The sequence below is a fragment of the Enterobacter sp. TMH.L2 genome, from assembly GCF_050847315.1.
GTDB lineage: Bacteria > Pseudomonadota > Gammaproteobacteria > Enterobacterales > Enterobacteriaceae > Cedecea.
In genome coordinates, this window is record NZ_CP193791.1 from 835398 (window position 1) to 856969 (window position 21572).

A 21572-nucleotide genomic window follows, 5' to 3' on the forward strand; every position below is an offset into this window, starting at 1 on the left:
GATTCCAGGATAATTATGAGCAAGAGCACCGCTGAGATCCGTCAGGCGTTTCTCGATTTTTTCCATAGTAAAGGCCACCAGGTTGTAGCGAGCAGCTCCCTGGTCCCGAACAACGATCCGACTTTGCTGTTTACCAATGCCGGGATGAACCAGTTCAAGGATGTTTTCCTGGGCCTCGACAAACGTAACTATTCCCGCGCTACAACGTCTCAGCGTTGCGTCCGCGCAGGCGGCAAGCACAACGATCTGGAAAACGTCGGTTACACCGCGCGTCACCATACCTTCTTCGAGATGCTGGGTAACTTCAGCTTTGGCGACTATTTCAAACACGATGCGATTAACTTTGCCTGGGAACTGCTGACCGGCGAAAACTGGTTTGCGCTGCCGAAAGAACGCCTGTGGGTGACCGTCTACGAAACCGATGACGAAGCCTATGAGATCTGGGAAAAGGAAGTGGGTGTGCCGCGGGAGCGCATTATTCGCATTGGCGATAATAAAGGCGCAGCCTTCGCATCCGATAACTTCTGGCAGATGGGTGACACTGGCCCTTGCGGTCCTTGCACCGAGATTTTCTACGATCATGGCGATCACATCTGGGGCGGCCCTCCGGGAAGTCCTGAAGAAGATGGCGATCGCTACATTGAGATCTGGAACATCGTGTTCATGCAGTTCAACCGTCAGATCGACGGCACGATGCTGCCTCTGCCAAAACCTTCTGTAGATACCGGTATGGGTCTGGAGCGTATTGCAGCTGTTCTGCAGCACGTTAATTCCAACTACGATATCGACCTGTTCAAAAAGCTGATTCAGTCCGTTGCCGAAGTGACCGGCGCGACCGATCTGTCGAACAAATCCCTGCGCGTTATTGCGGACCACATTCGTTCATGTGCATTCCTGATCGCGGATGGCGTAACGCCTTCTAACGAAAACCGCGGTTACGTTCTGCGTCGCATCATTCGTCGCGCTATTCGCCACGGCAACATGCTGGGTGCGAAAGACACCTTCTTCTATAAGCTGGTTGGCCCGCTAGTCGAAGTCATGGGTTCCGCAGGCGAAGAGCTGGCCAAACAGCAGGCGCTGGTTGAGCAGGTTCTGAAAACCGAAGAAGAGCAGTTTGCCCGCACGCTGGAGCGTGGTCTCGCACTGCTGGATGACGAACTGGCGAAGCTGAAGGGCGACACGCTGGATGGCGAAACCGCTTTCCGCCTGTATGACACCTACGGATTCCCTGTGGACCTGACGGCTGACGTGTGCCGCGAGCGCAACATCAAAGTTGACGAAGCCGGCTTTGAAGCCGCAATGGAAGAGCAGCGTCGTCGCGCGCGCGAGTCCAGCGGTTTTGGCGCAGACTACAACAGCATGATCCGCGTGGATTCTGCGTCTGAATTTAAAGGCTATGACAGCCTCGACCTGAACGCGAAAGTGACCGCGCTGTTCGTTGACGGCAAATCCGTTGACCAGATTACTGCTGGTCAGGATGCTGTCGTGGTGCTGAACGAGACGCCATTCTATGGTGAGTCCGGCGGCCAGGTTGGCGACAAAGGTACCGTCAAAGGTAACGGCGTTGATTTCGCGGTTGGCGATACTCAGAAATACGGCCAGGCCATCGGCCACCTGGGCAAGCTGGTTTCCGGCGTGCTGAAAGTCGGCGACAGCGTGGAAGCGAAAGTTGATGAAGCTCGTCGCGCTCGTATTCGTCTGAACCACTCCGCAACGCACCTTCTGCATGCCGCGCTGCGTCAGGTACTTGGTACCCATGTTGCTCAGAAAGGCTCCTTGGTAAACGACAAAGGCCTGCGCTTCGACTTCTCTCATTTTGAAGCGATGAAGCCGGCTGAAATCCGCGCCGTAGAAGATATCGTTAACGCGCAGATTCGCCGTAACCTGCCTGTTGAGACCAACGTAATGGATCTCGAAGCAGCGAAAGCGAAGGGCGCAATGGCGCTGTTTGGCGAGAAATATGATGACCACGTGCGTGTGCTGAGCATGGGGGACTTCTCCACCGAGCTGTGTGGCGGTACTCACGCATCCCGTACGGGCGACATCGGTCTGTTCCGCATTGTTGCGGAGTCCGGTACGGCGGCTGGGGTGCGTCGTATTGAAGCCGTGACTGGCGAAGGCGCACTGGCCAATCTCCATGCGCAAAGCGACCAGCTGCACGACATCGCTCAACTGCTGAAAGGCGACAGCCAGAACCTGAACGAGAAAGTCCGTTCGGTGCTGGAACGTACCCGCCAGCTGGAAAAAGAGCTGCAGCAGTTGAAAGAACAGCAGGCTTCGCAGGAGAGCGCAAACCTCTCCAGCAAAGCGGTTGAAGTAAAAGGCGTTAAATTACTGGTAAGCGAGCTGAGCAACGTCGAGCCTAAGATGTTGCGCACCATGGTCGATGACCTGAAAAATCAGCTCGGCTCCGCCGTAATTGTTCTGGCCACCGTGGCAGAAGGGAAAGTGTCTCTGATTGCTGGTGTCTCCAAAGAGGTGACCGACCGCGTGAAAGCGGGGGAACTGGTGGGGATGGTTGCACAGCAGGTAGGCGGCAAAGGGGGCGGTCGTCCTGATATGGCTCAGGCGGGTGGTACAGACGCAGCGGCATTGCCGGGCGCACTGGCCGGCGTTGAGGCCTGGGTTACGGCAAAACTCTGAAAATAACTAAAAGTGTAATTGCGCCATAACTGTTCTCAGTTATGGCGTACTACCATTTACACACTATCAATAATGATAAAGTCAGGTTGAAGTTGTGTATATCGGCTAAACTTAGATATAACAGAGTGTAATGCTATGACAGAGTGCGTGTTATCTATTTGTCATTCGTTACGATTTCGCGTTATATGATGGATAATGCCGGGATACAGAGACCCGACTCTTTTAATCTTTCAAGGAGCAAAGAATGTTAATTCTGACTCGTCGAGTTGGTGAGACCCTTATGATTGGGGATGAGGTGACCGTGACTGTGCTTGGGGTAAAAGGCAACCAGGTCCGTATCGGTGTTAACGCCCCGAAGGAAGTCTCTGTACACCGCGAAGAAATCTACCAACGTATCCAGGCTGAAAAATCCCAGCAAACGAATTTCTAAAAATATCGCGCCTCGCTGAAATCTACAGCGAGGCGCACCTCTTCTGCCTGCTGTTTCCTTTCTCTCCCGTTAACGTCATTTTTGCTTCGCTTATCAGCGTGCCGTTTCTGCGCGCGTATTGCCGTTTGCCTGTTGATAAAACACTCTTTTTGTCTCCAAATTACGCTAATCGAGCGTGATTTGTGCAATCGATAGCGAGTAGGGAAAAATTGTTTGACTTATAAGTCCCAGAAAGTAATATGTGCGCCACGCAGCGACGAGAAGCTCTTACGAGTAACTCGAAGCACTCGAAAGAGGCGTGTGGTGAGGTGGCCGAGAGGCTGAAGGCGCTCCCCTGCTAAGGGAGTATGCGGTCAAAAGCTGCATCCGGGGTTCGAATCCCCGCCTCACCGCCATTTTGCATCCGTAGCTCAGCTGGATAGAGTACTCGGCTACGAACCGAGCGGTCGGAGGTTCGAATCCTCCCGGATGCACCATTCTTCTCCGGTATTGCCTGAGAGTGTAGGTAGTACTGAGTCAGCAGTAAAAGCAGTAATCCCGATGCATCCGTAGCTCAGCTGGATAGAGTACTCGGCTACGAACCGAGCGGTCGGAGGTTCGAATCCTCCCGGATGCACCATATTCTTCCTCATCATTAGCGATGACGGTGTGAAAGAGAAAGTTACTTTCTCCGCAAGCACCAGGGAGGATAACGTTGCTTCAGCAACGGCCCTTTAGGGCGAGCCTTCGGTGAGTCATCCTCCCGGATGCACCATTTTCTCCGGTATTGCCTGAGAGTGTAGGTAGTGCTGAGTCAGCAGTAAAAGCAGTAATCCCGATGCATCCGTAGCTCAGCTGGATAGAGTACTCGGCTACGAACCGAGCGGTCGGAGGTTCGAATCCTCCCGGATGCACCATATTCTTCCTCATCATTAGCGATGACGGTGTGACAGAGAAAGTTACTTTCTCCGCCAGCACCAGGGAAGATAACGTTGCTTCAGCAACGGCCCTTTAGGGCGAGCCTTCGGTGAGTCATCCTCCCGGATGCACCATCTTCATCAGTGTTGCGGCATGATGAGCGACACTGAATCAGCAGTAAAAGCAGTAATCCCGATGCATCCGTAGCTCAGCTGGATAGAGTACTCGGCTACGAACCGAGCGGTCGGAGGTTCGAATCCTCCCGGATGCACCATATTCTTCCTCATCATTAGCGATGACGGTGTGAAAGAGAAAGTTACTTTCTCCGCCAACTCCAGGGAGGATAACGTTGCTTCAGCAACGGCCCTTTAGGGCGAGCCTTCGGTGAGTCATCCTCCCGGATGCACCATTTTCTTCCTCATCATTAGCGATGACGGTGTGAAAGAGAAAGTTACTTTCTCACCAGCACGACTCACCCCTTCAAACTTCATTTAAATTCCCCTGTTACAAACATACCGTTCAGCTTTTCATACTCCTTATTCGCAATATCGCCTCTACCCGCAGACAGCGACAATTTCAGCCATTTACGCTAAAGTACCGCCTCGACATTCAGTGAAGTGAGGGTGAGATGTACGATCGCTATGACGGTTTAATCTTTGATATGGACGGCACGATCCTTGATACGGAGCCGACTCACCGTAAAGCCTGGCACGAAACCCTTGGCCGCTATGGCATGAGCTTCGACGAGCAGGCGATGGTTGCCCTGAATGGCGCGCCAAGCTGGAAAATTGCTGCTGCAATTATCGAAAGCCACAATGCCGATCTCGATCCCCACAGTCTGGCGGCTGAAAAAACTGTTGCCGTTCGAGCCATGCTGCTTGATACCGTGCGTCCGCTGCCGCTGATTGAAGTGGTGAAAGCCTGGCATGGCCGCCGTCCGATGTCGGTCGGCACAGGTAGCGAAAGCGATATTGCAGAAGCGCTGCTTAAGCATCTTGGTTTACGTCAGTATTTTGCGGCGGTCGTGGCAGCAGATCATGTTAAACACCATAAGCCAGCACCTGATACCTTCTTACGCTGCGCCGAACTGATGGGCGTGGCGCCGGAAAAATGTGTGGTATTTGAAGATGCTGATTTTGGTCTTCAGGCGGCGCGTAGCGCGGGAATGGATGTTGTGGACGTGCGCCTACTGTGAGCGACACGCTATCGCTCCTTTCACTGTTCACCAGCAGTTTCCTGAGCGCGACGCTGCTGCCGGGGAGCTCAGAAGCGGTACTTGTGGCGCTTCTGGTTGCCGGTAGCGGCCCGGTATCGGTTCTTGTGATAATAGCAACAATCGGTAATAGCCTTGGCGGTATGACTAACGTTATTCTGGGGCGCTTTTTCCCGCAGCGTATACAATCGCGCTGGCAGGGGAAAGCGACCGACTGGTTGACTCGTTTTGGCCCAGCGACGTTGTTACTGAGCTGGATGCCGCTGATAGGCGATCTGTTATGCCTGCTGGCCGGGTGGTTACGCCTGAGCTGGGGGCCGGTGATATTCTTTTTATGCCTTGGCAAAGCGCTACGCTACATCGTTGTCGCGGCTGCAACGGTACAAGGCATGGCGTGGTGGCACTAATTGCGTGGGATGAGTCTTCATCACCGGCGAAAACAATTATGCTTATTAAAATAAATTCGACAGGCGGGAGGTCAATTTGATCCCGGACGTATCACAGGCTTTGGCCTGGCTGGAAAAACACCCTGAAGCAGTAAAAGGCATTTGCCGTGGTCTTGAGCGTGAAACGCTGCGCGTGACGCCAGAAGGCGATTTAGCCACCACCGGGCATCCTGAAAGCCTTGGCTCAGCGTTTACACATAAATGGATTACCACGGACTTCGCCGAAGCCCTCCTGGAATTTATTACCCCGGTTGATGGTGACATTGACCATATGCTGACCTTCCTGCGTGACATTCATCGCCACACGGCGCGTGAACTGGGCGAGGAACGTATGTGGCCGCTAAGTATGCCGTGTTACATCGACGACGGTCAGAACATCGAGCTGGCCCAGTACGGTTCTTCTAATGCGGGGCGCTTTAAAACGCTGTACCGCGAAGGGCTGAAAAATCGTTATGGCGCGCTGATGCAGACCATCTCCGGCGTGCATTACAATTTCTCCCTGCCGATGGCTTTCTGGCAGGCAAAATGCGGCGTACAGGACGCAGAAAGTGGCAAAGAGGCCATTTCTGCTGGTTATTTCCGCCTGATCCGCAACTATTACCGCTTTGGTTGGGTTATCCCTTATTTGTTCGGTGCTTCTCCGGCTATTTGCTCTTCATTCCTGCAGGGCAAAGAGAGCGCGTTGCCGTTTGAGAAAACCGAATGCGGCATGTATTACCTGCCGTATGCCACGTCATTACGCCTGAGCGATCTGGGTTACACCAACAAGTCGCAGAGCAATCTGGGCATTACCTTCAACGATCTGAACACCTATGTCGATGCGCTGAAGCGGGCGATTAAAACCCCGTCGGAAGAGTACGCTCAGATTGGTTTGATGAAGGACGGCAAGCACCTGCAGCTCAACACCAACGTGCTGCAAATTGAAAACGAACTCTATGCGCCGATTCGTCCAAAGCGCGTGACGCGTGACGGAGAATCGCCGTCGGATGCGCTGCTGCGCGGCGGCATCGAGTATATCGAAGTGCGTTCGCTGGATATCAACCCGTTCTCGCCAATCGGCGTGGATGAGCAGCAGGTTCGCTTCCTCGACCTGTTTATGATTTGGTGCGTACTGGCGGATGCGCCGGAGATGAGCAGCGACGAGCTGCTGTGCACCCGCACCAACTGGAACCGAGTGATTCTGGAAGGGCGCAAACCTGGGCTTACCCTTGGTATTGGCTGTGAAACGGCTCAGCACCCGCTGTCAAAAGTAGGCAAAGATCTGTTCACCGATTTACGCCGCGTGGCGGAAACGCTGGACGGCATGACCGACAGCCAGGAATACCAGCAAGTTTGTGACCAACTGGTTGCCAGCTTTGACGATCCAGAATTAACGTATTCAGCACGTATTTTACGTTCTATGATTGATAACGGGATTGGTGGCACCGGCCTTGCGCTGGCGGAACAATACCGTCAGATGCTGATTCAGGAGCCGTTGGAGATTTTAACCGCGGATGCCCTGCAGAAAGAGCATGATGCTTCATGGCAGCGTCAGCGGGATATTGAGGCGGCGGATACGGAGTCGTTCGATAGCTGGCTGGAAAAGAATGCCTGACAGAAAAGAAAATGGCCACATACTTGTGGCCAAATATTCATCTCTGAATAACAGGGATGATGATAACAAATGCGCGTCTTTCATATACTCAGACTCGCGTGCGTAAAAATAGTTTCAATTATTTTTAAAAAAAATCATTTTATCGGAGGTGACCAGATGCCGTTGTTGGATAGCTTCACAGTCGACCATACTCGTATGGGTGCGCCTGCAGTCCGTGTAGCCAAAACTATGCACACGCCACACGGTGACACCATTACGGTGTTTGACCTGCGCTTTTGTGTCCCAAACAAGGAAGTGATGCCGGAAAAAGGGATCCATACTCTGGAGCACCTGTTCGCCGGTTTTATGCGTGACCACCTGAACGGGAACGGGGTAGAGATCATCGACATCTCCCCAATGGGCTGCCGCACAGGGTTCTACATGAGCCTGATCGGTGTCCCGGCAGAGCAGCGCGTGGCGGATGCCTGGAAAGCGGCGATGCAGGACGTGCTGAAAGTGAAAGAGCAAAACCAGATCCCAGAGCTGAACGTTTACCAGTGCGGGACTTATCAGATGCACTCTCTGCAGGAAGCGCAGGATATCGCGCGCCACATCATTGAGCATGGCGTCAGCGTCAACAGCAATGATGAGCTGGCTCTGCCGAAAGAGAAGCTGCAGGAACTGCACATCTAGTTTTGTGCACACAGTAAAAAGGAGCCATATGGCTCCTTTTTTTACGCCTGCGGTATGCTATCGTCATCTTTTTGCTCACGAAACGAACTATGTCCACCAGCCTGAAATTCAGTTTTGCCACGCGGCCGCTGGTTCCTTTTGCCCATGATTACAGCCATGGTGCCTCGGAGCCCTGGCACAGTCACGACTGCGCCCAGCTGCTGCATACGCTGAGCGGCGTTGTGCGCGTCGAAACCGGGCAGGGGATTTGGGTGGTTCCGCCGGGGCGCGGCGTCTGGTTACCCGTTGGCACTCAGCACCGCCTGCAAATCATCGGCCACGTAGCGGCGCGCACATTGTTTATTGATCCGTTTGCCCGGGCTGACTTACCGTCGGTTTGCCAGGTCGTGCAGATATCCGCTTTACTGCGCGAGCTGATTATCTGCTCGCTCCAGTTACCGGAAGCTTACCCGGCGGGAAGTCGGGCAGAGCGAATTTACGAGCTTATCCTCGATGAGATTCGGGGCACCGCCGCGCTGCCGTTTAATCTTCCCGAGCCGCAGTCACCGGGGCTACTGGCGCTGTGTCGCCAGATTCAGGCGGAACCCGGTCAGCCCTGGACAAACGCGCTGGCCGCTGAACGGCTTAACGTCAGTGAGAGAACCTTGCTGCGCCATTTTCGTCAGCAAACGGGTCTGGCGTTTAGCGAATGGCTGCGCAGGGCAAGGCTGATGGCGGCGCTTGAGCGCCTTGCCCAGGGGCAGTCCGTGCTGCGCGTTGCGCTGGATCTGGGGTATGAAAGCCACAGCGCCTTCAGCGCTATGTTTCGGCGAACGCTCGGCGTTTCACCGAGCGAATATTTCTTCTCTGATTAACCCTCGGGCAGCGCGTTTAACAGCGCCTGGAGCGACGCGCGCGAGACATCATTATCAATGCCGGTTCCCCAGCGGCTCATGCCTTCCCTGAAGGTGCAGCGGATATAAGCGGCCGAGCGGCTTTCGCTGTGCCTGCCGAGCGTATGCTCATGATAATCCTCAATAGAAAATACCAGGTTAAAACGAGATTTGAGGGCATCGGCTGCGGCGGAAAGTAAACCGTTGCCTTTGCCCTGCAGAGCGATAACGCCGCCGTGCGTCTGAACGTGGGCCCACAGCCGGAGTGAACCATCGGCCTGGCTCTCCGTCCGGTAATCCAGCAACTGACGCGGGGCGGTTTGATGCGGGCCGTAAAGTGTGCGGAACAGCTGCCACAGGGCGCTCAGCGTCATCTCGTTCCCCTCCCTGTCGGTTTGCGCCTGGACGTGGCGACTAAAGTCCTGCTGTAAACCGCGCGGCAGCACCAGGCCGTGGTTTTGCTCCAGCATCCACGCGGCACCGCTTTTCCCGGACTGGCTGTTGACGCGGATCACGGCTTCGTAGCTGCAGCCAATATCGTTCGGATCAACGGGCAGATAGGGCATTTCCCACCGCGCTGAGCTGGACTCGCCCCGCGCGGTAAAACCTTTCTTAATGGCATCCTGATGCGACCCGGAAAAAGCGGTAAAAGCGAGCTTCCCGGCGTAAGGATGGCGAGGGTGCACCGGTAACTGATTGCATTGTTCAACCAGTTCCACCACCTGCTTCATATCGCTGAAATCCAGCTGCGGCGAAATCCCCTGGCTATAAAGGTTCATCGCCAGCGTGACCAGACAGACGTTCCCGGTACGCTCGCCGTTGCCAAACAGGCAGCCTTCCACCCGATCCGCACCGGCGAGGATCGCGAGTTCGGCGCTGGCCACGCCGCTGCCGCGATCGTTATGTGGATGTACGCTGATGCACACCGCATCCCGGCGGGAGAAATGGCGGCAGAAATACTCAATCTGGTCGGCATAGACGTTGGGCGTGTTCACCTCCACGGTGGCGGGCAAATTGATAATCATTGGTCGATCGGGAGATGGTTCCCAGACATCCGCCACCGCTTCACAAATTTGCAGAGCAAAATCCGGTTCGGTGAAGCAAAAGGTTTCCGGGGAATATTCATAGCGCCAGCGCGTCTGCGGGTTAGCCTCACACAGCGCTCGCACCTGGCGCGTGGCGGTGACCGCCAACTGAACGATCTCTTCTTTACTCTGGCGGAAGACCAGCCTGCGGAACAGTGGGGCGGTGGCGTTGTACAGATGCACCGTGGCGCTGTGTACGCCTGCCAGGGATGCAAAGGTGCGTTCAATCAGGTCGCTGCGCGCCTGGGTCAGCACCTGAATGGTGACATCTTCAGGAATACGATTTTCTTCAATCAGCTGACGCACAAACTGGAAGTCGGTTTCTGAGGCGGCAGGGAAGGCGACCTCGATCTCTTTGAAGCCGCACTTCAGCAGTAAATCCCAGAAGCGCAGCTTGCGGGCCGCGTCCATCGGCTCGGCCAGCGCCTGATTGCCGTCGCGCAGGTCAGTGGAAAGCCAGCGAGGAGCGTGCGTCAGGGTTCTATCCGGCCACTGTCGGTCGGGTAACTGAATCGGCGCATGGGCGAGGTATTTTTGCGATGGGTTGGTCAGCATCAGGATTCTCCAGGTCATGTGGTCTGTTTATCCTGGCGAATAATCTGGGCAGGGGCTGGCGCAAAGCTGACAACCTGTGTGGCGAAACCGCCAGGTTGAGGCAAAGAAAAAGGAGCCCGAAGGCTCCTTTAGGGAGGAATGTCAGTGTGCGCCACCGCCGCCACCGCCGGCCCCGAAAGGCGGTTTGGCAAACCAAACCAGCCCAAGCAGCAGAATAAATACCCCTGCCGAGAACCAGAAAATCTCGTTGGCGGAGATGATCAGCCCCTGGTTGGTGATCTGCTGGGCGATGTAGCCGGAAGCCTGTTGGTGCGACATGCCCAAGCCCTGAAGCTGGTTGTAGGTTTCAACCGAGTTCGGGTTATACGGCGTCACAGACTCGGTGAGCTGCGCATGGTGCAGTGACTCGCGGTTCGTCCACAGCGTGGTGGTTATCGACGTCCCAATCGAACCCGCCAGCGTACGGGTAAAGTTCGACAGGCTCGACGCCGCGGCAAGGCGCTCCGGCGGCAGGCCAGACAGGGTAATCGTGGTCAGCGGCATGAAGAAGCACGCCACCGCAAAGCCCTGAATAAACTGCGGCCAGGCCGACGCGGCGAAGTCCATCCCCGGCTCAAAGGTATAGGCGCGCCAGTAGAAGCACACCGCATACATAATGAAGCTGAAGGTCACCAGACGGCGCATATCGAGCTTGTGCGCGAAGCGGCCGATAATCGGCGACAGCAGCACCGGGATGACCCCCACCGGCGCGGACGCAAGCCCGGCCCAGGTTGCGGTATAGCCATACACTTCCTGCAACAGCTGCGGCAGCAACACAATCGCGCCGAAGTAGAGCATGTAGGCGAGACTGATACACAGGCAGCCGATGGTAAAGTTTCGCGACTTAAACAGCGACAGGTCGACTATCGGATTATCGTCGGTCAGCTCCCAGACAATCAGGAAGCTGATGGTGACCACCGCAATCACCGTCAACACGATGATTTCGGTCGAGTTAAACCAGTCCAGCTCTTTACCCCGGTCGAGCATGATCTGCAGGCTACCGATCCCCAACACCAGCAAGGCCAGCCCTACGCCATCAATGCGGCGCTGCTCGGTGCGGGTTTCGCGGCCTCGCAGGGCCTGCAGGCCCATCAGCACCACGACGATACCAATCGGCACGTTGATGAAGAAGATCCAGCCCCAGTGATAGTTGTCGCTGATGTAGCCGCCCAGAATCGGGCCGCAAATCGGCGCCACGATCACCGTCATCGACCACAGCGCCAGCGCAATGCTGCGCTTGGCGGGCGGGTAGTTGCTCAGCAACAGGCTCTGGGACAGCGGAATCAGCGGCCCGGCAACGATCCCCTGGATAACGCGGAAGAAGATCAGCATCGTCAGGCTGTTCGACATGCCGCACGCCCAGGAGGCGATAGCAAACAGCACGGTCGACCACAGGAACAGCCTCACTTCCCCGAAGCGTTTTGCCAGCCAGCCGGTGATCGGGATTGAGATGGCGTTTGCCACCCCAAACGAGGTGATAACCCACGTCCCCTGGCTCAGGGATGAGCCCAGGTTACCGGCAATCGTCGGGATAGCCACGTTAGCGATGGTGGAGTCCAGCACCTGCATAAAGGTCGCCAGCGACAGGGCGATGGTCATAATGACCAGCTGGGCGCCTTCTAGCGGTTTTTGTTGTGCCATACACCCTCCGCTTTATTAACCCGCATTGGCCTGAATAATCTGGTCAATAAGCTGGTTAGCCGGCGTCAGATTCAGCTCACGCGCGTTACTTTCGTAAACCGGCGTGGTGCGGGTCTGAGAGGACAGTACGCTCCCGTCGCGGTTGCTGGTATCCACATTCACCAGCGTGGACAGGCCGATACGCAGCGGATGCTGTTCAACCTGTTTGGCGTCCAGTTCAATACGTACCGGCAGACGCTGAACCACTTTGATCCAGTTCCCGGTGGCGTTCTGTGCTGGCAGCAGCGAGAAGGCGCTGCCGGTGCCCATATCCAGGCCGACAACTTTCCCGGTGTACTTCACGTCGTCGCCGTAGATATCGCTGACGATGGTGGCCGACTGGCCAATGCGCATATGCGCCAGCTGGGTTTCTTTAAAGTTAGCGTCAACCCACATACCGCTGGCCGGTACGATGGCCATCAGCGCCGTGGACGGGCTAATTTGGGCGCCAACCTGCACGGCACGGCGGGAAACATAGCCGGTCATTGGGCTGACGATGGTGGTACGCTGCAGCGCCATCCAGCTGTTACGCACTTCGGTCGCCGCCTGTTGAACCGCAGGCTGCTCTTCCAGTTTGGTGCCGAGAATCATGGCCTGGTTAGCATTGTATTGCTGCACGGCCACATCCAACTGAGCCTGAGCGCTGGTGACGGCATCACGGGCGTGCTGCAGTTCTTCGCGGCCAATCAGGTTGGCGCTGCCCAGCGGAATACGGCGGTTCAGGTCGCTTTGCGCCTGGGCCAGAGCCGTTTTCTGCAGTTCGATATTGGCCTGATATTGCTTGCTGTTGATCATCAGCTGGCGAGTCTGCCGCACGCTGGAGGCCAGTTGGGTTTTGGCCTTTTCAAACGCCTGTTCGGCGTCGGCGCGGTCGAGGCTGACCAGCACATCACCCTGTTTCACAAAATCGGTATTGTCCGCCCAGACTTTGGTGACGCTACCGGAGACCTGGGCCATGATCTGCACCTGGTTGCCTGCCACATAAGCATCATCGGTCTCTTCAAAGTGACGCAGCACCAAAAACCAATAGATTCCATATGCCACAGCAATAATGACAAAGAGCAAGGTCAACAAGATCAGGGCGCTTTTACGTTTCCCTTTCTTGTTAGCCGGTTGCTGCGGGGCTTGAGTCTCCGCATTTGCGCTCATGCTAATCTCCACCTGGTTATTATTATTTCCGGTCAGCTGAGCCGACCTGTTAGACCTGACAGGCCAGCAAGGAGATTGCTGGCCTGAGCGTTGTTTTGAAATCGGATTGTGGTCAGACGTACAGACGGTAAAAGCTTAGCTCAGAGCTTCAAGGATCACTTTGTCCTCTTCCATCTGGTCGAGGCGGTTGAGCAGCTTACGGGTGATTGTTTCCAGCTGTGTTTTTTCGTCAGCATCCAGAGCGGACCACAGTTGATGCAGGCAGTTATGCTGCGGTGGCAGGACCTGTCTCAGGAATTCGTGACCTTTTTCGGTCAAATGCAGATGCAGGCAGCGGCGGTCATTGTCGCTTTCACGGCGCTCAATCCAGCCGCGTTTTTCCAGCTCATCGGCAATACGCGTGGCGTTGGTGCGGGATGAACCCAGCGCGCAGCTCAGCTCAGAAGGCTGGATGCTGTGATTTTCCTGGGACTCAAGGGTAATGAGTGCCATGAATAAGGTCTCGTTGATCCCCTGCGCCTTCAGCATCTTATTGCGGTTTTCCAGCAGTTTACCCTGCATGTGCATACAAAGACGCGTCAACAGAACTTCCTGGTACGGGAACTCCTGATAACGTTTGGCGCGGAACTTCAGCATTTGTTCTATGGGCGTGAACGAACTATCCATTTTGGCATAACCTCATTAGTTGCAGCCGATATAGTAACGATGGTGACAAATAAAGTAAATGTATTATTTATACGTTTGTATACGTTTATATACGTTTGGTTGTTGCCACCATCGGCGTAAACCACGCTAAGCCGTAGCCCAGAGTGCTAAGCAGCGTGGGGAGAGAAAATGGGTTTCGAGTGGTATAACGGCGTTTAACGGCAGCGAAGCCGGAGGCTTTGTGTCTTGAGGACAGGAGAAATGGCAATGGAAACGCTGCTTTCAGACTGAAGAACAATTTCGCCCCGTGGCGGTTGTCGGCTGAAACAGTTGCGGGTCTATCCATATAGGGTGTTAATAAATAACCTGCGTTAATGTCACTCGAATTAGTAAACGGGGACAACCTTAACAGACTGTCCCCGCCATTACATCTTCAATTTCCCTTACGGGAAGCGACAATATTGCGCTAATCGGCCTGCCGCTGGTATCCGCGCCACCACACTACCAAATTTAGTAGGGCGACGCTGGCGCCGGCAATGCACACCCCGTTCCAGCCGGCATGTTGGTAAGCGCTCGCTGAAATCAAAGAACCCGCCGCGCCGCCGATGAAGTAGCTGGTCATGTACCCGGCGGTCAGTCGGTTACGGGCTTCCGGCATCATGCGGTATATCAGGCTCTGGTTGGTGATGTGGACGCCCTGGACGGTGAGATCCAGCACCAGGATACCCACAATCAGGGCGAGGGCAGAGAACTGACCAAAAGCGATTGCGGCCCAGGAAAGTAACAGCAGCAGCAGACCAATGGTGGTGGTGTGATGCCCTTTGCCCTTATCAACCAGCCCGCCTGCGGGGCGAGCGCCGAGCGCGCCAGCGGCTCCCGCAAGGCCGAACAGGCCGATAACCCCTTCGGAATAGTTAAACGGCGGCGAGGCCAGCAGGAACGCCATCGACGTCCAGAGAATGCTGAAGTTGGCGAAGGTCAGGCAGCCCAGCAAGGCGCGGGTGCGCAGCAGGCTGTTTTTAATAAACAGGCTGAAGATTGAGGTCAGCAGTTGCGGGTAGTTGAGGTGGCTGTCCTGCTTCACCTGCGGCAGTCCGCGCCACAGGGCCAGCGCCATCAGCGCCATCAGCACGCTGGCAACCCAATAAACGGTGCGCCAGCCGCCAAGGCTTGCCAATAAACCCGCGACGGTTCGCGCCAGCAGAATCCCGAGCAGCAGCCCGCTCATGATAGTCCCGACAACCTTCCCGCGCTTTTCCGGTGCCGCGAGCGTCGCGGCAAAGGGCACAAGAATCTGCGCGACCACGGAGAAGAGCCCGGTCAGCGCGGTGCCCAGAATCATCATCCACAGGGACTGGCTGGTGGCGGTGATCAGCATCCCACCGGCTGCCAGCAGCGTCATAAAGACGATCAGCCCCCGGCGCTCGAACATATCCCCAAGCGGCACCAGCAGCAACAGCCCTGCGGCATAGCCGAGCTGTGCAGTGGTAACGATAAATCCGGCCTGATTCACCGAGAGCGAAAAGGCGTTTGCGATGGTGTCGAGCAGCGGCTGCGCGTAATAGTTGCTGGCAACCGCGAGGCCGGTCGCGACGGACATCAGGACGATCAGCGCCGGGCTGAGTCCGTGAGTATTGTTTTTCATTATTATCTTCAACTTGCCAAAGAGAGGTCTGAATAATAGCGAAAAATGATGACAGCAGAAGCGAAGGTGGGTGTCGGATCGTGCGGTTATTGACCCTCACCCCGGCCCTCTCCCTGGAAGGGAGAGGGAGAAAAGAAGGAGAAGAGAAAAGGTGTTTGTCTGTTTATCCCCTCTCCCCTTTGGGGAGAGGGTCAGGGTGAGGGGCGGTTTATTTCGCCGCCAGTGCCTCTTTCACCCAGCCGTCAAACTGCGCCTGGTGCGCCTTAATCCAGCCGTCGACGTGGCCGTTAATGTCGGCCTCAGAAGACTTACCGTTATGCATCATCGCATTCTGGGCATTGATATCCGCCAGCGGCAATTTCATGACGGCAAACAGCTTCGCCGCCTGTGGGTTTTTCTCGGCCCAGGCCTTGTTGGCGACAATGTGCATGGTGTTCACCGGGAAGCCGTAGTTCGCCCCGTTAGGCAGTTTAGTATCAATATCTTTCTGCTCGCCCGGCAGGGAAGAGAACGGCACCTGCAGCCACACCACGTCTTTGCCCGGCTTCAGCACATCGCTCACCCAGTACGGTGTCCAGGTGTAATACAGCACCGGCTTACCTTCTTTGAAGCGCGCGATAGTGTCGGCCATCATCGCCGAGTAGTTGCCGTGGTTCACGGTCACGGTATTCGCCAGCTTATAGGCTTCATTCTGATGATTAATCACCGCCTCGCAGCCCCAGCCTGGCGTACAGCCCATCATGTCAGCTTTGCCGTCGCCGTTGCTGTCGAACAGTTTGGCGATTTTCGGATCTTTAAGCTGCTCGATATTGGTGATGTGGTACTGGTCAGCGGTTTTCTTATCAATAAGGTAGCCCTGAGCCGCGCCGGTCACGAAGGTGCCTTCCCGGTAGAATTTCTTGCTCCCGCCCGCAGCGGCGTACATATCATCATGCAGCGGCTGCCAGTTAACGGCGGTGAAGGTGGCGTCGCCGGAAGCGATGGAGGTGTAGCCTACGTTATAGTCCACCTCGCTTGGCTTGTTCACGGTGTAGCCCATTTTTTCTAGCGCGCGGCTGACCAGCAGCGTCTGGAAGGTTTCTTCGGCGATGGTGCTCTGTACCGGCTGAACGGCAATGCCTTTGCCCGGCAGGTCTGCGGCAAAAGCGCTGGTGGTAACGAGTGTCGCAAGAGCTGTGGCTAAAATAGCGTTGTGTCGCATCGTTATTCCTTTTTAATGGTGATGGGGCGAGGGGCGGCCGAAGCCGCCGCCAGGCTTATTTCATGAAGGGACGGGTCACAAGACCCAGCGGGCCGGTGGTATACCAGCGGAGGTTGCCACGGGAGCGGGAATCGCGCCCAATGGACTGAGTCAGGCGGTCGAGAATAATGGCCAGGATCACGATCCCCACGCCACCGACCGTAGCCAGACCCATATCAAGGCGGCCAATGCCGCGCAGAACCATCTGGCCGAGCCCGCCCACGGCAATCATCGACGCGATAACCACCATCGACAGCGCCAGCATCAGCGTCTGGTTAACGCCGGCCATAATGGTTGGCATCGCCAGCGGAAGCTGCACTTTGAACAACATCTGGCGCGGGCTGGCACCGAATGAGCGCGCCGCTTCGACCAAATCTTCCGGCACCTGCTTAATGCCCAGGATAGTCAGGCGCACGATAGGCGGCAGGGCAAAGATAATCGTCACCACCACGCCAGGCACGTTGCCGATGCCGAACAGCATCACGATAGGCACCAGGTAAACAAACGCCGGGGTGGTCTGCATGGCATCCAGCAAGGGGCGAACGATTTTTGCTGCACGTTCGCTGCGCGCCAGCCAAATCCCGAGAGGCAGGCCGAGGACCATACAAAACAGCAGGGCCGTCAGCACCAGCGCGAGAGTGACCATCGCCTGCGACCAGGCCCCAATCGCGCCAATGGCGACCAGCGAGATCAGCGTGGCGACGCCCATGCCGAGGCTGGACATTTGCCAGGCAATCAGCGCAAAGACGATAATCGCGACCGGCGCGGGCATCCCCAAAAGCAGCTGCTGGAAGCCGCTGAGAATATAATCCACCGGCACGCGAATGCCCTGGAACACCGGGCGGAAATGGGTCACCACCCAGTCGATCCCCTCCGTCACCCAGCTGTCGAGAGGGATCAGCGTTTTGTGGAACGGATCCAGAATATTGAAATGTTCAGGCGCGGCTGCCGGGGCCGAATTCAGCCAGTCAGCGCCTCCGCTGGTGGCCGCATCCGACGCCGGAGCGCCCCATGCGTCTGCAGAACCTGTTGCCTGACTGGTTGCGGCGTCTGTTGCCGCGCTGCCGGTATCCCATGGATTAGTTGCGTCACTCATTGACTTGCCCCCTCACGATCTAATGCCTGCAGCAGCACCCCTTTTGAGATGATGCCCACGTACTGCCCCTCTTCGCTGACCACCGGCACCGCGCACGGAGCCTGGCCGACATGAGAGAGCAGATCGCTCAGCGAGGTTTCGGCGGAAACCGCCTCCGGGGAAGCCAGGAACGCATGGTCCAGACCTTCGCCCGCCGCCAGTGCCGCTTTTAGCGAATCGGTGGAGACGATGCCAAGGAATTTTTGTCCGCGCTCAATGACATAGCCATATTCGCGGTCGTCATCCTGCAGCAGTTTCAGCGCCGAACGAGGGCCAAAGCCGCTGGTTTTACGCAGTAACCCAGCCGGGCTGCGGCGGGCAATATCTTTGGCGCTAAAGACCTGGCTGATGTCCACGCCGCGGAAGAAGGTGCGCACGTAATCGTTGGCCGGATTATTTAAGATTTCATCCGGCGTACCGACCTGCACCACTTCGCCGCCCTGCATAATGGCAATGCGATCGCCAATACGCATGGCTTCGTCGAGATCGTGGGAAATAAACACGATGGTGCGCTGATGTTTTGCCTGCAGCTTAATTAATTCGTCCTGCATTTCGGTCCGAATTAAGGGGTCAAGCGCGGAGAAGGCTTCATCCATAAGTAATATGTCTGGATTTATGGCCAGCGCACGGGCTAGACCTACGCGCTGACGCATCCCGCCGGACAATTCATCGGGGTAAGCATGGGCATAATTCTCAAGTCCGACCTGACGTAGCGCATCCAGCGCTTTTTCATGCCGTTCTTTGACCGGAATTCCCGCAAGCTCCATACCGAAAGCGGCATTATTTAACACCGTCATATGCGGCATTAAAGCAAAGGACTGGAAGACCATTGCGATCTTTTTTTTGCGCACCTCGCGGAGTTCTGAGTCTGATATTTTGGCAATATCAATGCCGTCAATCAGTACCTGTCCACGGGTGGGTTCAATCAGGCGATTGAGAAGGCGAACCATGGTGGATTTTCCTGAGCCGGACAACCCCATGATGACAAAAATCTCGCCTTCTTCAATGGCCAGACTGGCGTCTTTTACGCCAAGCGACAGACCCGTTTTTTCCAGTAATTCACTCTTGGAAATGCCCTTCTCAATGTATTTGAACGCGCGCTGTGGATGTTCGCCAAATACTTTATATAAATTCTTCACTTCTAATTTAATTGCCATGCAATAAACGGCTTCCTGTATTTAATTTATTTATAGATGATTCCTGATGGAAATAATGACCGGTATATACCCTAACATACTAAGAATCTGAGGCAACCCTCGATTCTGTGATGTCAAAATATCCGCGCGATGAATGTGGGAGAAATTTCCCATGAGCACTGGCCTGAGAGCGAATAAGTGCGGTGGAATATTTTTTGTCAATGAGGTGAATATTCAGCCTGAATTTGGGTGATTCAGGCTGAAATGACAGGCGTATTACGGCTGAGCAATTAAATTAATGACGGCAGTTTTATTCCGGTTAAGCAGCCATTGGGCTTTGTCTTTAAATGTATTATTTTCCCGCCAGGCATGTGCGGCGGTCACCATATTTTCCAGCGCCTCATCGGGCTTGAACGGCTCGATATTGGGGTACGGCCACGGGGTTTGGCTATCGACAAACTGGGCGATGTACAGATAGCCATTTTGCAGGCTGTGTTCACCGCTTTTGGCCTGCCAGACGTTGACCCCAACTTTTTCACCCAACAGCCCTAACGGGTTCCAGGCATCGAGAATAAAGTTGCTGTAGTGCCAGGAACGCGTGCGCTCAATTTCCGTCACCGGCACGCCTTTGGCGTCAAACTGCACCGGAATGCGCTGGGTGGCAGAAATCAAACGCTGTTTGGCCGCGTCCTTATCCCCCAGCCACAGGGCAATCGCGGCGGCCTGAACGTCGTACCAGGTGCCATGATTATTTTCAGCCGCAGCCTCTTTTTGGCCGTTTTCGCTGGTGGTCAGCCACTGGTAATAATCCCGGTACCACTGCCTGAGCGAGCGCCAGGTTTTATCATCCAGCTTTCCGCCGTCGTGCAGCAGCTCAATGGCATCGATAAGCCGCACAAAGCCGCGTCCGTCGAGAATACCAGTGCCGCGCACGCCTTTTCTCCCGGGAATGGTTTGGGCGTGAGCGAGATTCGGCGTCATCCGGGTTTCCGGCGTGATAAACCAATTCACCAGCTGCTGGCGGGCTTTATCCGCGTAGGTATCTTTACCGGATAGCTGCCAGGCCAGCGCCAGATTCCATACGTCATCGGTCATGCTGTTCAGGCGGGCTTTATCGCTTTGCTTGCCGACGGCGACGGGATTGATCTGGCCATCTTTTCGCACCCACGGCAGGCCGTCGGGGCTTTTAGGATCGGGCCACCAGTAGTCAGAAAAGCTGTAATAGTCGTGAGGATCGCCTGCCGGTGCGCCGGGGCTTTTTTGGGTGATGCTGTAGAGCGGATGAATTAGCGCCTGGTCGGCTTTATGCTTAAGGGCTTGCCAGGCGGGCATCAGGGCCGGGTTTTGCTGGCTAATCTCTTGCTTACTGTGCGCCAGCTGTGCCGTGTCCAGCAGCAGCGGGGCGCCAAAGGCTAACGGTGCGCTGCCGCAAAGCAGCGCCAAAACAGAACAACGAAATAACGACATAGGCCACCTCGCAAAATGCTCAACGGCCAGATTACTAGAAATCCCAGTCCTCGTCCTCGGTTTCCACCGCCTTGCCCATTACGTAGGAGGAGCCTGAGCCGGAGAAAAAATCGTGGTTCTCATCGGCATTGGGGGACAACGCCGCGAGAATGGCCGGGTTAACTTCCGCCATCTCCGCCGGGAACAGCGCCTGGTAGCCCAGGTTCATTAGCGCTTTATTGGCGTTGTAGCTCAGAAACGCCTTCACTTCGTCTTCCCAGCCCAGTTCACGGTAAAGCGTTTCGCTGTACGCCAGCTCGTTATCGTAGAGATCCATCAGCAGATCGAGGGCAAAGTTTTGCAGCTCGGTCTGGCGCTCGCGGCTCTGCTGCGCCAGCGCTTTCTGGTACTTGTAGCCGATGTAATAGCCGTGCACCGCCTCGTCGCGGATGATCAGCCGAATGAGATCGGCGGTGTTGGTCAGCTTGCCGCGGCTGGAGTAATACATCGGCAGCCAGAAGCCGGAGTAAAACAGGAAGGACTCGAGAAACACGCTGGCAATTTTCTTCTTCAGCGGGTCGTTGTCCCGGTAATGGCCCAGAATAATCGAGGCTTTACGCTGCAGGGCTTCATTCTGCTCGCTCCAGTCGTAGGCGGCGTCCACATCTTTGGTCTGGCAGAGCGTGGAAAATATCGAGCTGTAGGAACGGGCATGCACCGCTTCCATAAAGCTGATATTCGACATCACCGCCTCTTCGTGTGGCGTCAGCGAATCGGCCATCAGCGCGGGGGCACCCACGGTATTCTGAATAGTGTCCAGCAGCGTCAGTCCGGTAAACACGCGGATAACGAGCTGCTGCTCCTGCTCGCTGAGCGATTGCCAGGCCGGAATATCATTAGAGAGCGGCACCTTCTCCGGCAGCCAGAAGTTACTGGTCAGGCGGTTCCAGACCTCGAGGTCTTTATCGTCCTCGATTTTGTTCCAGTTGATGGCGCTTACGCGCGTCAGTTGCGTCATTTTCTTTCCTTGTCCTTTAGCCTGGTACTTTG

The 21572-nt window shown here is 55.7% G+C and carries 17 protein-coding genes and 5 tRNA genes; 12 read left to right on the forward strand and 10 right to left on the reverse strand.

Going from position 1 to position 21572, the window contains the following annotated elements; translation table 11 throughout:
- Positions 1–15: 15 nt before the first annotated feature.
- The 12 genes from alaS (at position 16) to ACREYP_RS04085 (ending at position 8749) form a co-directional block, all read left to right on the forward strand.
- Entirely contained in the window at positions 16–2643 is a 2628-nt protein-coding gene (gene alaS / locus ACREYP_RS04030; RefSeq protein WP_008458259.1) for an alanine--tRNA ligase, read from the forward strand.
- Positions 2644–2887: 244 nt separating this feature from the next.
- The gene (gene csrA, locus ACREYP_RS04035; RefSeq protein WP_008458257.1) at positions 2888–3073 is read left to right on the forward strand and encodes a carbon storage regulator CsrA; all 186 of its coding nucleotides are present in this window, start codon (positions 2888–2890) and stop codon (positions 3071–3073) included.
- Positions 3074–3375: 302 nt separating this feature from the next.
- A tRNA-Ser gene (locus ACREYP_RS04040) sits at positions 3376–3468 on the forward strand.
- A gap of 4 nt (positions 3469–3472) precedes the next feature.
- A tRNA-Arg gene (locus tag ACREYP_RS04045) sits at positions 3473–3549 on the forward strand.
- Positions 3550–3615: 66 nt separating this feature from the next.
- Positions 3616–3692: transfer RNA gene (locus ACREYP_RS04050), tRNA-Arg, on the forward strand.
- Between the two features lie 200 nt (positions 3693–3892).
- Positions 3893–3969: transfer RNA gene (locus ACREYP_RS04055), tRNA-Arg, on the forward strand.
- A gap of 198 nt (positions 3970–4167) precedes the next feature.
- Positions 4168–4244: transfer RNA gene (locus ACREYP_RS04060), tRNA-Arg, on the forward strand.
- 354 nt (positions 4245–4598) lie between these two features.
- Complete coding sequence (yqaB, locus tag ACREYP_RS04065; RefSeq protein WP_039297558.1) at positions 4599–5165, forward strand: fructose-1-phosphate/6-phosphogluconate phosphatase; 567 nt, start codon at positions 4599–4601, stop codon at positions 5163–5165.
- A complete protein-coding gene (locus ACREYP_RS04070; protein WP_008458252.1) occupies positions 5162–5590 on the forward strand; it encodes a YqaA family protein in 429 nt (142 codons plus the stop codon). The genes yqaB and ACREYP_RS04070 overlap by 4 nt, the downstream gene beginning before the upstream one ends.
- A gap of 76 nt (positions 5591–5666) precedes the next feature.
- Positions 5667–7223 carry a glutamate--cysteine ligase gene (gene gshA, locus ACREYP_RS04075; RefSeq protein ID WP_008458250.1) on the forward strand — a complete coding sequence of 519 codons (1557 nt, stop codon included), beginning with the start codon at positions 5667–5669 and terminating at the stop codon, positions 7221–7223.
- Positions 7224–7379: 156 nt separating this feature from the next.
- Entirely contained in the window at positions 7380–7895 is a 516-nt protein-coding gene (gene luxS / locus ACREYP_RS04080; protein ID WP_008458247.1) for an S-ribosylhomocysteine lyase, read from the forward strand.
- Between the two features lie 89 nt (positions 7896–7984).
- On the forward strand, positions 7985–8749 hold the full coding sequence (locus ACREYP_RS04085; RefSeq protein ID WP_336819468.1) for an AraC family transcriptional regulator: 765 nt from the start codon (positions 7985–7987) through the stop codon (positions 8747–8749).
- Here the strand turns inward: ACREYP_RS04085 and leuA are convergent.
- The 10 genes from leuA to nrdF form a co-directional block, all read right to left on the reverse strand.
- Positions 8746–10407: a 2-isopropylmalate synthase gene (gene leuA / locus ACREYP_RS04090; RefSeq protein ID WP_336819532.1), complete on the reverse strand. Its 1662-nt coding sequence runs from the start codon at positions 10405–10407 to the stop codon at positions 8746–8748. The two genes, ACREYP_RS04085 and leuA, sit on opposite strands and share 4 nt — an antisense overlap.
- Positions 10408–10548: 141 nt before the next feature.
- A complete protein-coding gene (emrB, locus tag ACREYP_RS04095) occupies positions 10549–12087 on the reverse strand; it encodes a multidrug efflux MFS transporter permease subunit EmrB (protein WP_008458243.1) in 1539 nt (512 codons plus the stop codon).
- 15 nt (positions 12088–12102) lie between these two features.
- On the reverse strand, positions 12103–13275 hold the full coding sequence (gene emrA, locus ACREYP_RS04100) for a multidrug efflux MFS transporter periplasmic adaptor subunit EmrA (RefSeq protein WP_008458242.1): 1173 nt from the start codon (positions 13273–13275) through the stop codon (positions 12103–12105).
- A 135-nt stretch (positions 13276–13410) separates the two neighbouring features.
- Positions 13411–13941 (reverse strand): transcriptional repressor MprA, encoded by a 531-nt coding sequence (gene mprA / locus ACREYP_RS04105; RefSeq protein ID WP_008458241.1) that lies wholly within the window; start codon positions 13939–13941, stop codon positions 13411–13413.
- Between the two features lie 445 nt (positions 13942–14386).
- Positions 14387–15565, reverse strand: a complete 1179-nt coding sequence (locus ACREYP_RS04110; protein ID WP_008458239.1) for an MFS transporter — start codon at positions 15563–15565, stop codon at positions 14387–14389.
- Positions 15566–15773: 208 nt separating this feature from the next.
- Positions 15774–16766 (reverse strand): glycine betaine/L-proline ABC transporter substrate-binding protein ProX, encoded by a 993-nt coding sequence (gene proX, locus ACREYP_RS04115; protein ID WP_336819470.1) that lies wholly within the window; start codon positions 16764–16766, stop codon positions 15774–15776.
- 55 nt (positions 16767–16821) lie between these two features.
- Entirely contained in the window at positions 16822–17901 is a 1080-nt protein-coding gene (gene proW, locus ACREYP_RS04120; RefSeq protein WP_336819471.1) for a glycine betaine/L-proline ABC transporter permease ProW, read from the reverse strand.
- Positions 17898–19097 (reverse strand): glycine betaine/L-proline ABC transporter ATP-binding protein ProV, encoded by a 1200-nt coding sequence (proV, locus tag ACREYP_RS04125; RefSeq protein ID WP_008458231.1) that lies wholly within the window; start codon positions 19095–19097, stop codon positions 17898–17900. Before proV ends, proW begins: the two co-directional genes overlap by 4 nt.
- Before the next feature lie 255 nt (positions 19098–19352).
- Positions 19353–20543: an alginate lyase family protein gene (locus ACREYP_RS04130; RefSeq protein WP_336819472.1), complete on the reverse strand. Its 1191-nt coding sequence runs from the start codon at positions 20541–20543 to the stop codon at positions 19353–19355.
- A gap of 34 nt (positions 20544–20577) precedes the next feature.
- Positions 20578–21540, reverse strand: coding sequence for a class 1b ribonucleoside-diphosphate reductase subunit beta (gene nrdF, locus ACREYP_RS04135; RefSeq protein ID WP_008458229.1), 963 nt, complete (start codon positions 21538–21540; stop codon positions 20578–20580).
- Positions 21541–21572: the final 32 nt, after the last annotated feature.

Bases quoted from the DNA above. Each gene is read 5' to 3' on its own strand.
- luxS (WP_008458247.1), top strand. From the start codon at position 7,380: ATGCCGTTGTTGGATAGCTTCACAGTCGACCATACTCGTATGGGTGCG.
- emrB (WP_008458243.1), bottom strand. From the start codon at position 12,087: ATGGCACAACAAAAACCGCTAGAAGGCGCCCAGCTGGTCATTATGACC.
- nrdF (WP_008458229.1), bottom strand. From the start codon at position 21,540: ATGACGCAACTGACGCGCGTAAGCGCCATCAACTGGAACAAAATCGAG.
- alaS (WP_008458259.1), top strand. From the start codon at position 16: ATGAGCAAGAGCACCGCTGAGATCCGTCAGGCGTTTCTCGATTTTTTC.
- ACREYP_RS04130 (WP_336819472.1), bottom strand. From the start codon at position 20,543: ATGTCGTTATTTCGTTGTTCTGTTTTGGCGCTGCTTTGCGGCAGCGCA.
- leuA (WP_336819532.1), bottom strand. From the start codon at position 10,407: ATGCTGACCAACCCATCGCAAAAATACCTCGCCCATGCGCCGATTCAG.
- yqaB (WP_039297558.1), top strand. From the start codon at position 4,599: ATGTACGATCGCTATGACGGTTTAATCTTTGATATGGACGGCACGATC.
- ACREYP_RS04110 (WP_008458239.1), bottom strand. From the start codon at position 15,565: ATGAAAAACAATACTCACGGACTCAGCCCGGCGCTGATCGTCCTGATG.
- proV (WP_008458231.1), bottom strand. From the start codon at position 19,097: ATGGCAATTAAATTAGAAGTGAAGAATTTATATAAAGTATTTGGCGAA.
- csrA (WP_008458257.1), top strand. From the start codon at position 2,888: ATGTTAATTCTGACTCGTCGAGTTGGTGAGACCCTTATGATTGGGGAT.
- proX (WP_336819470.1), bottom strand. From the start codon at position 16,766: ATGCGACACAACGCTATTTTAGCCACAGCTCTTGCGACACTCGTTACC.
- ACREYP_RS04085 (WP_336819468.1), top strand. From the start codon at position 7,985: ATGTCCACCAGCCTGAAATTCAGTTTTGCCACGCGGCCGCTGGTTCCT.
- emrA (WP_008458242.1), bottom strand. From the start codon at position 13,275: ATGAGCGCAAATGCGGAGACTCAAGCCCCGCAGCAACCGGCTAACAAG.
- proW (WP_336819471.1), bottom strand. From the start codon at position 17,901: ATGAGTGACGCAACTAATCCATGGGATACCGGCAGCGCGGCAACAGAC.
- mprA (WP_008458241.1), bottom strand. From the start codon at position 13,941: ATGGATAGTTCGTTCACGCCCATAGAACAAATGCTGAAGTTCCGCGCC.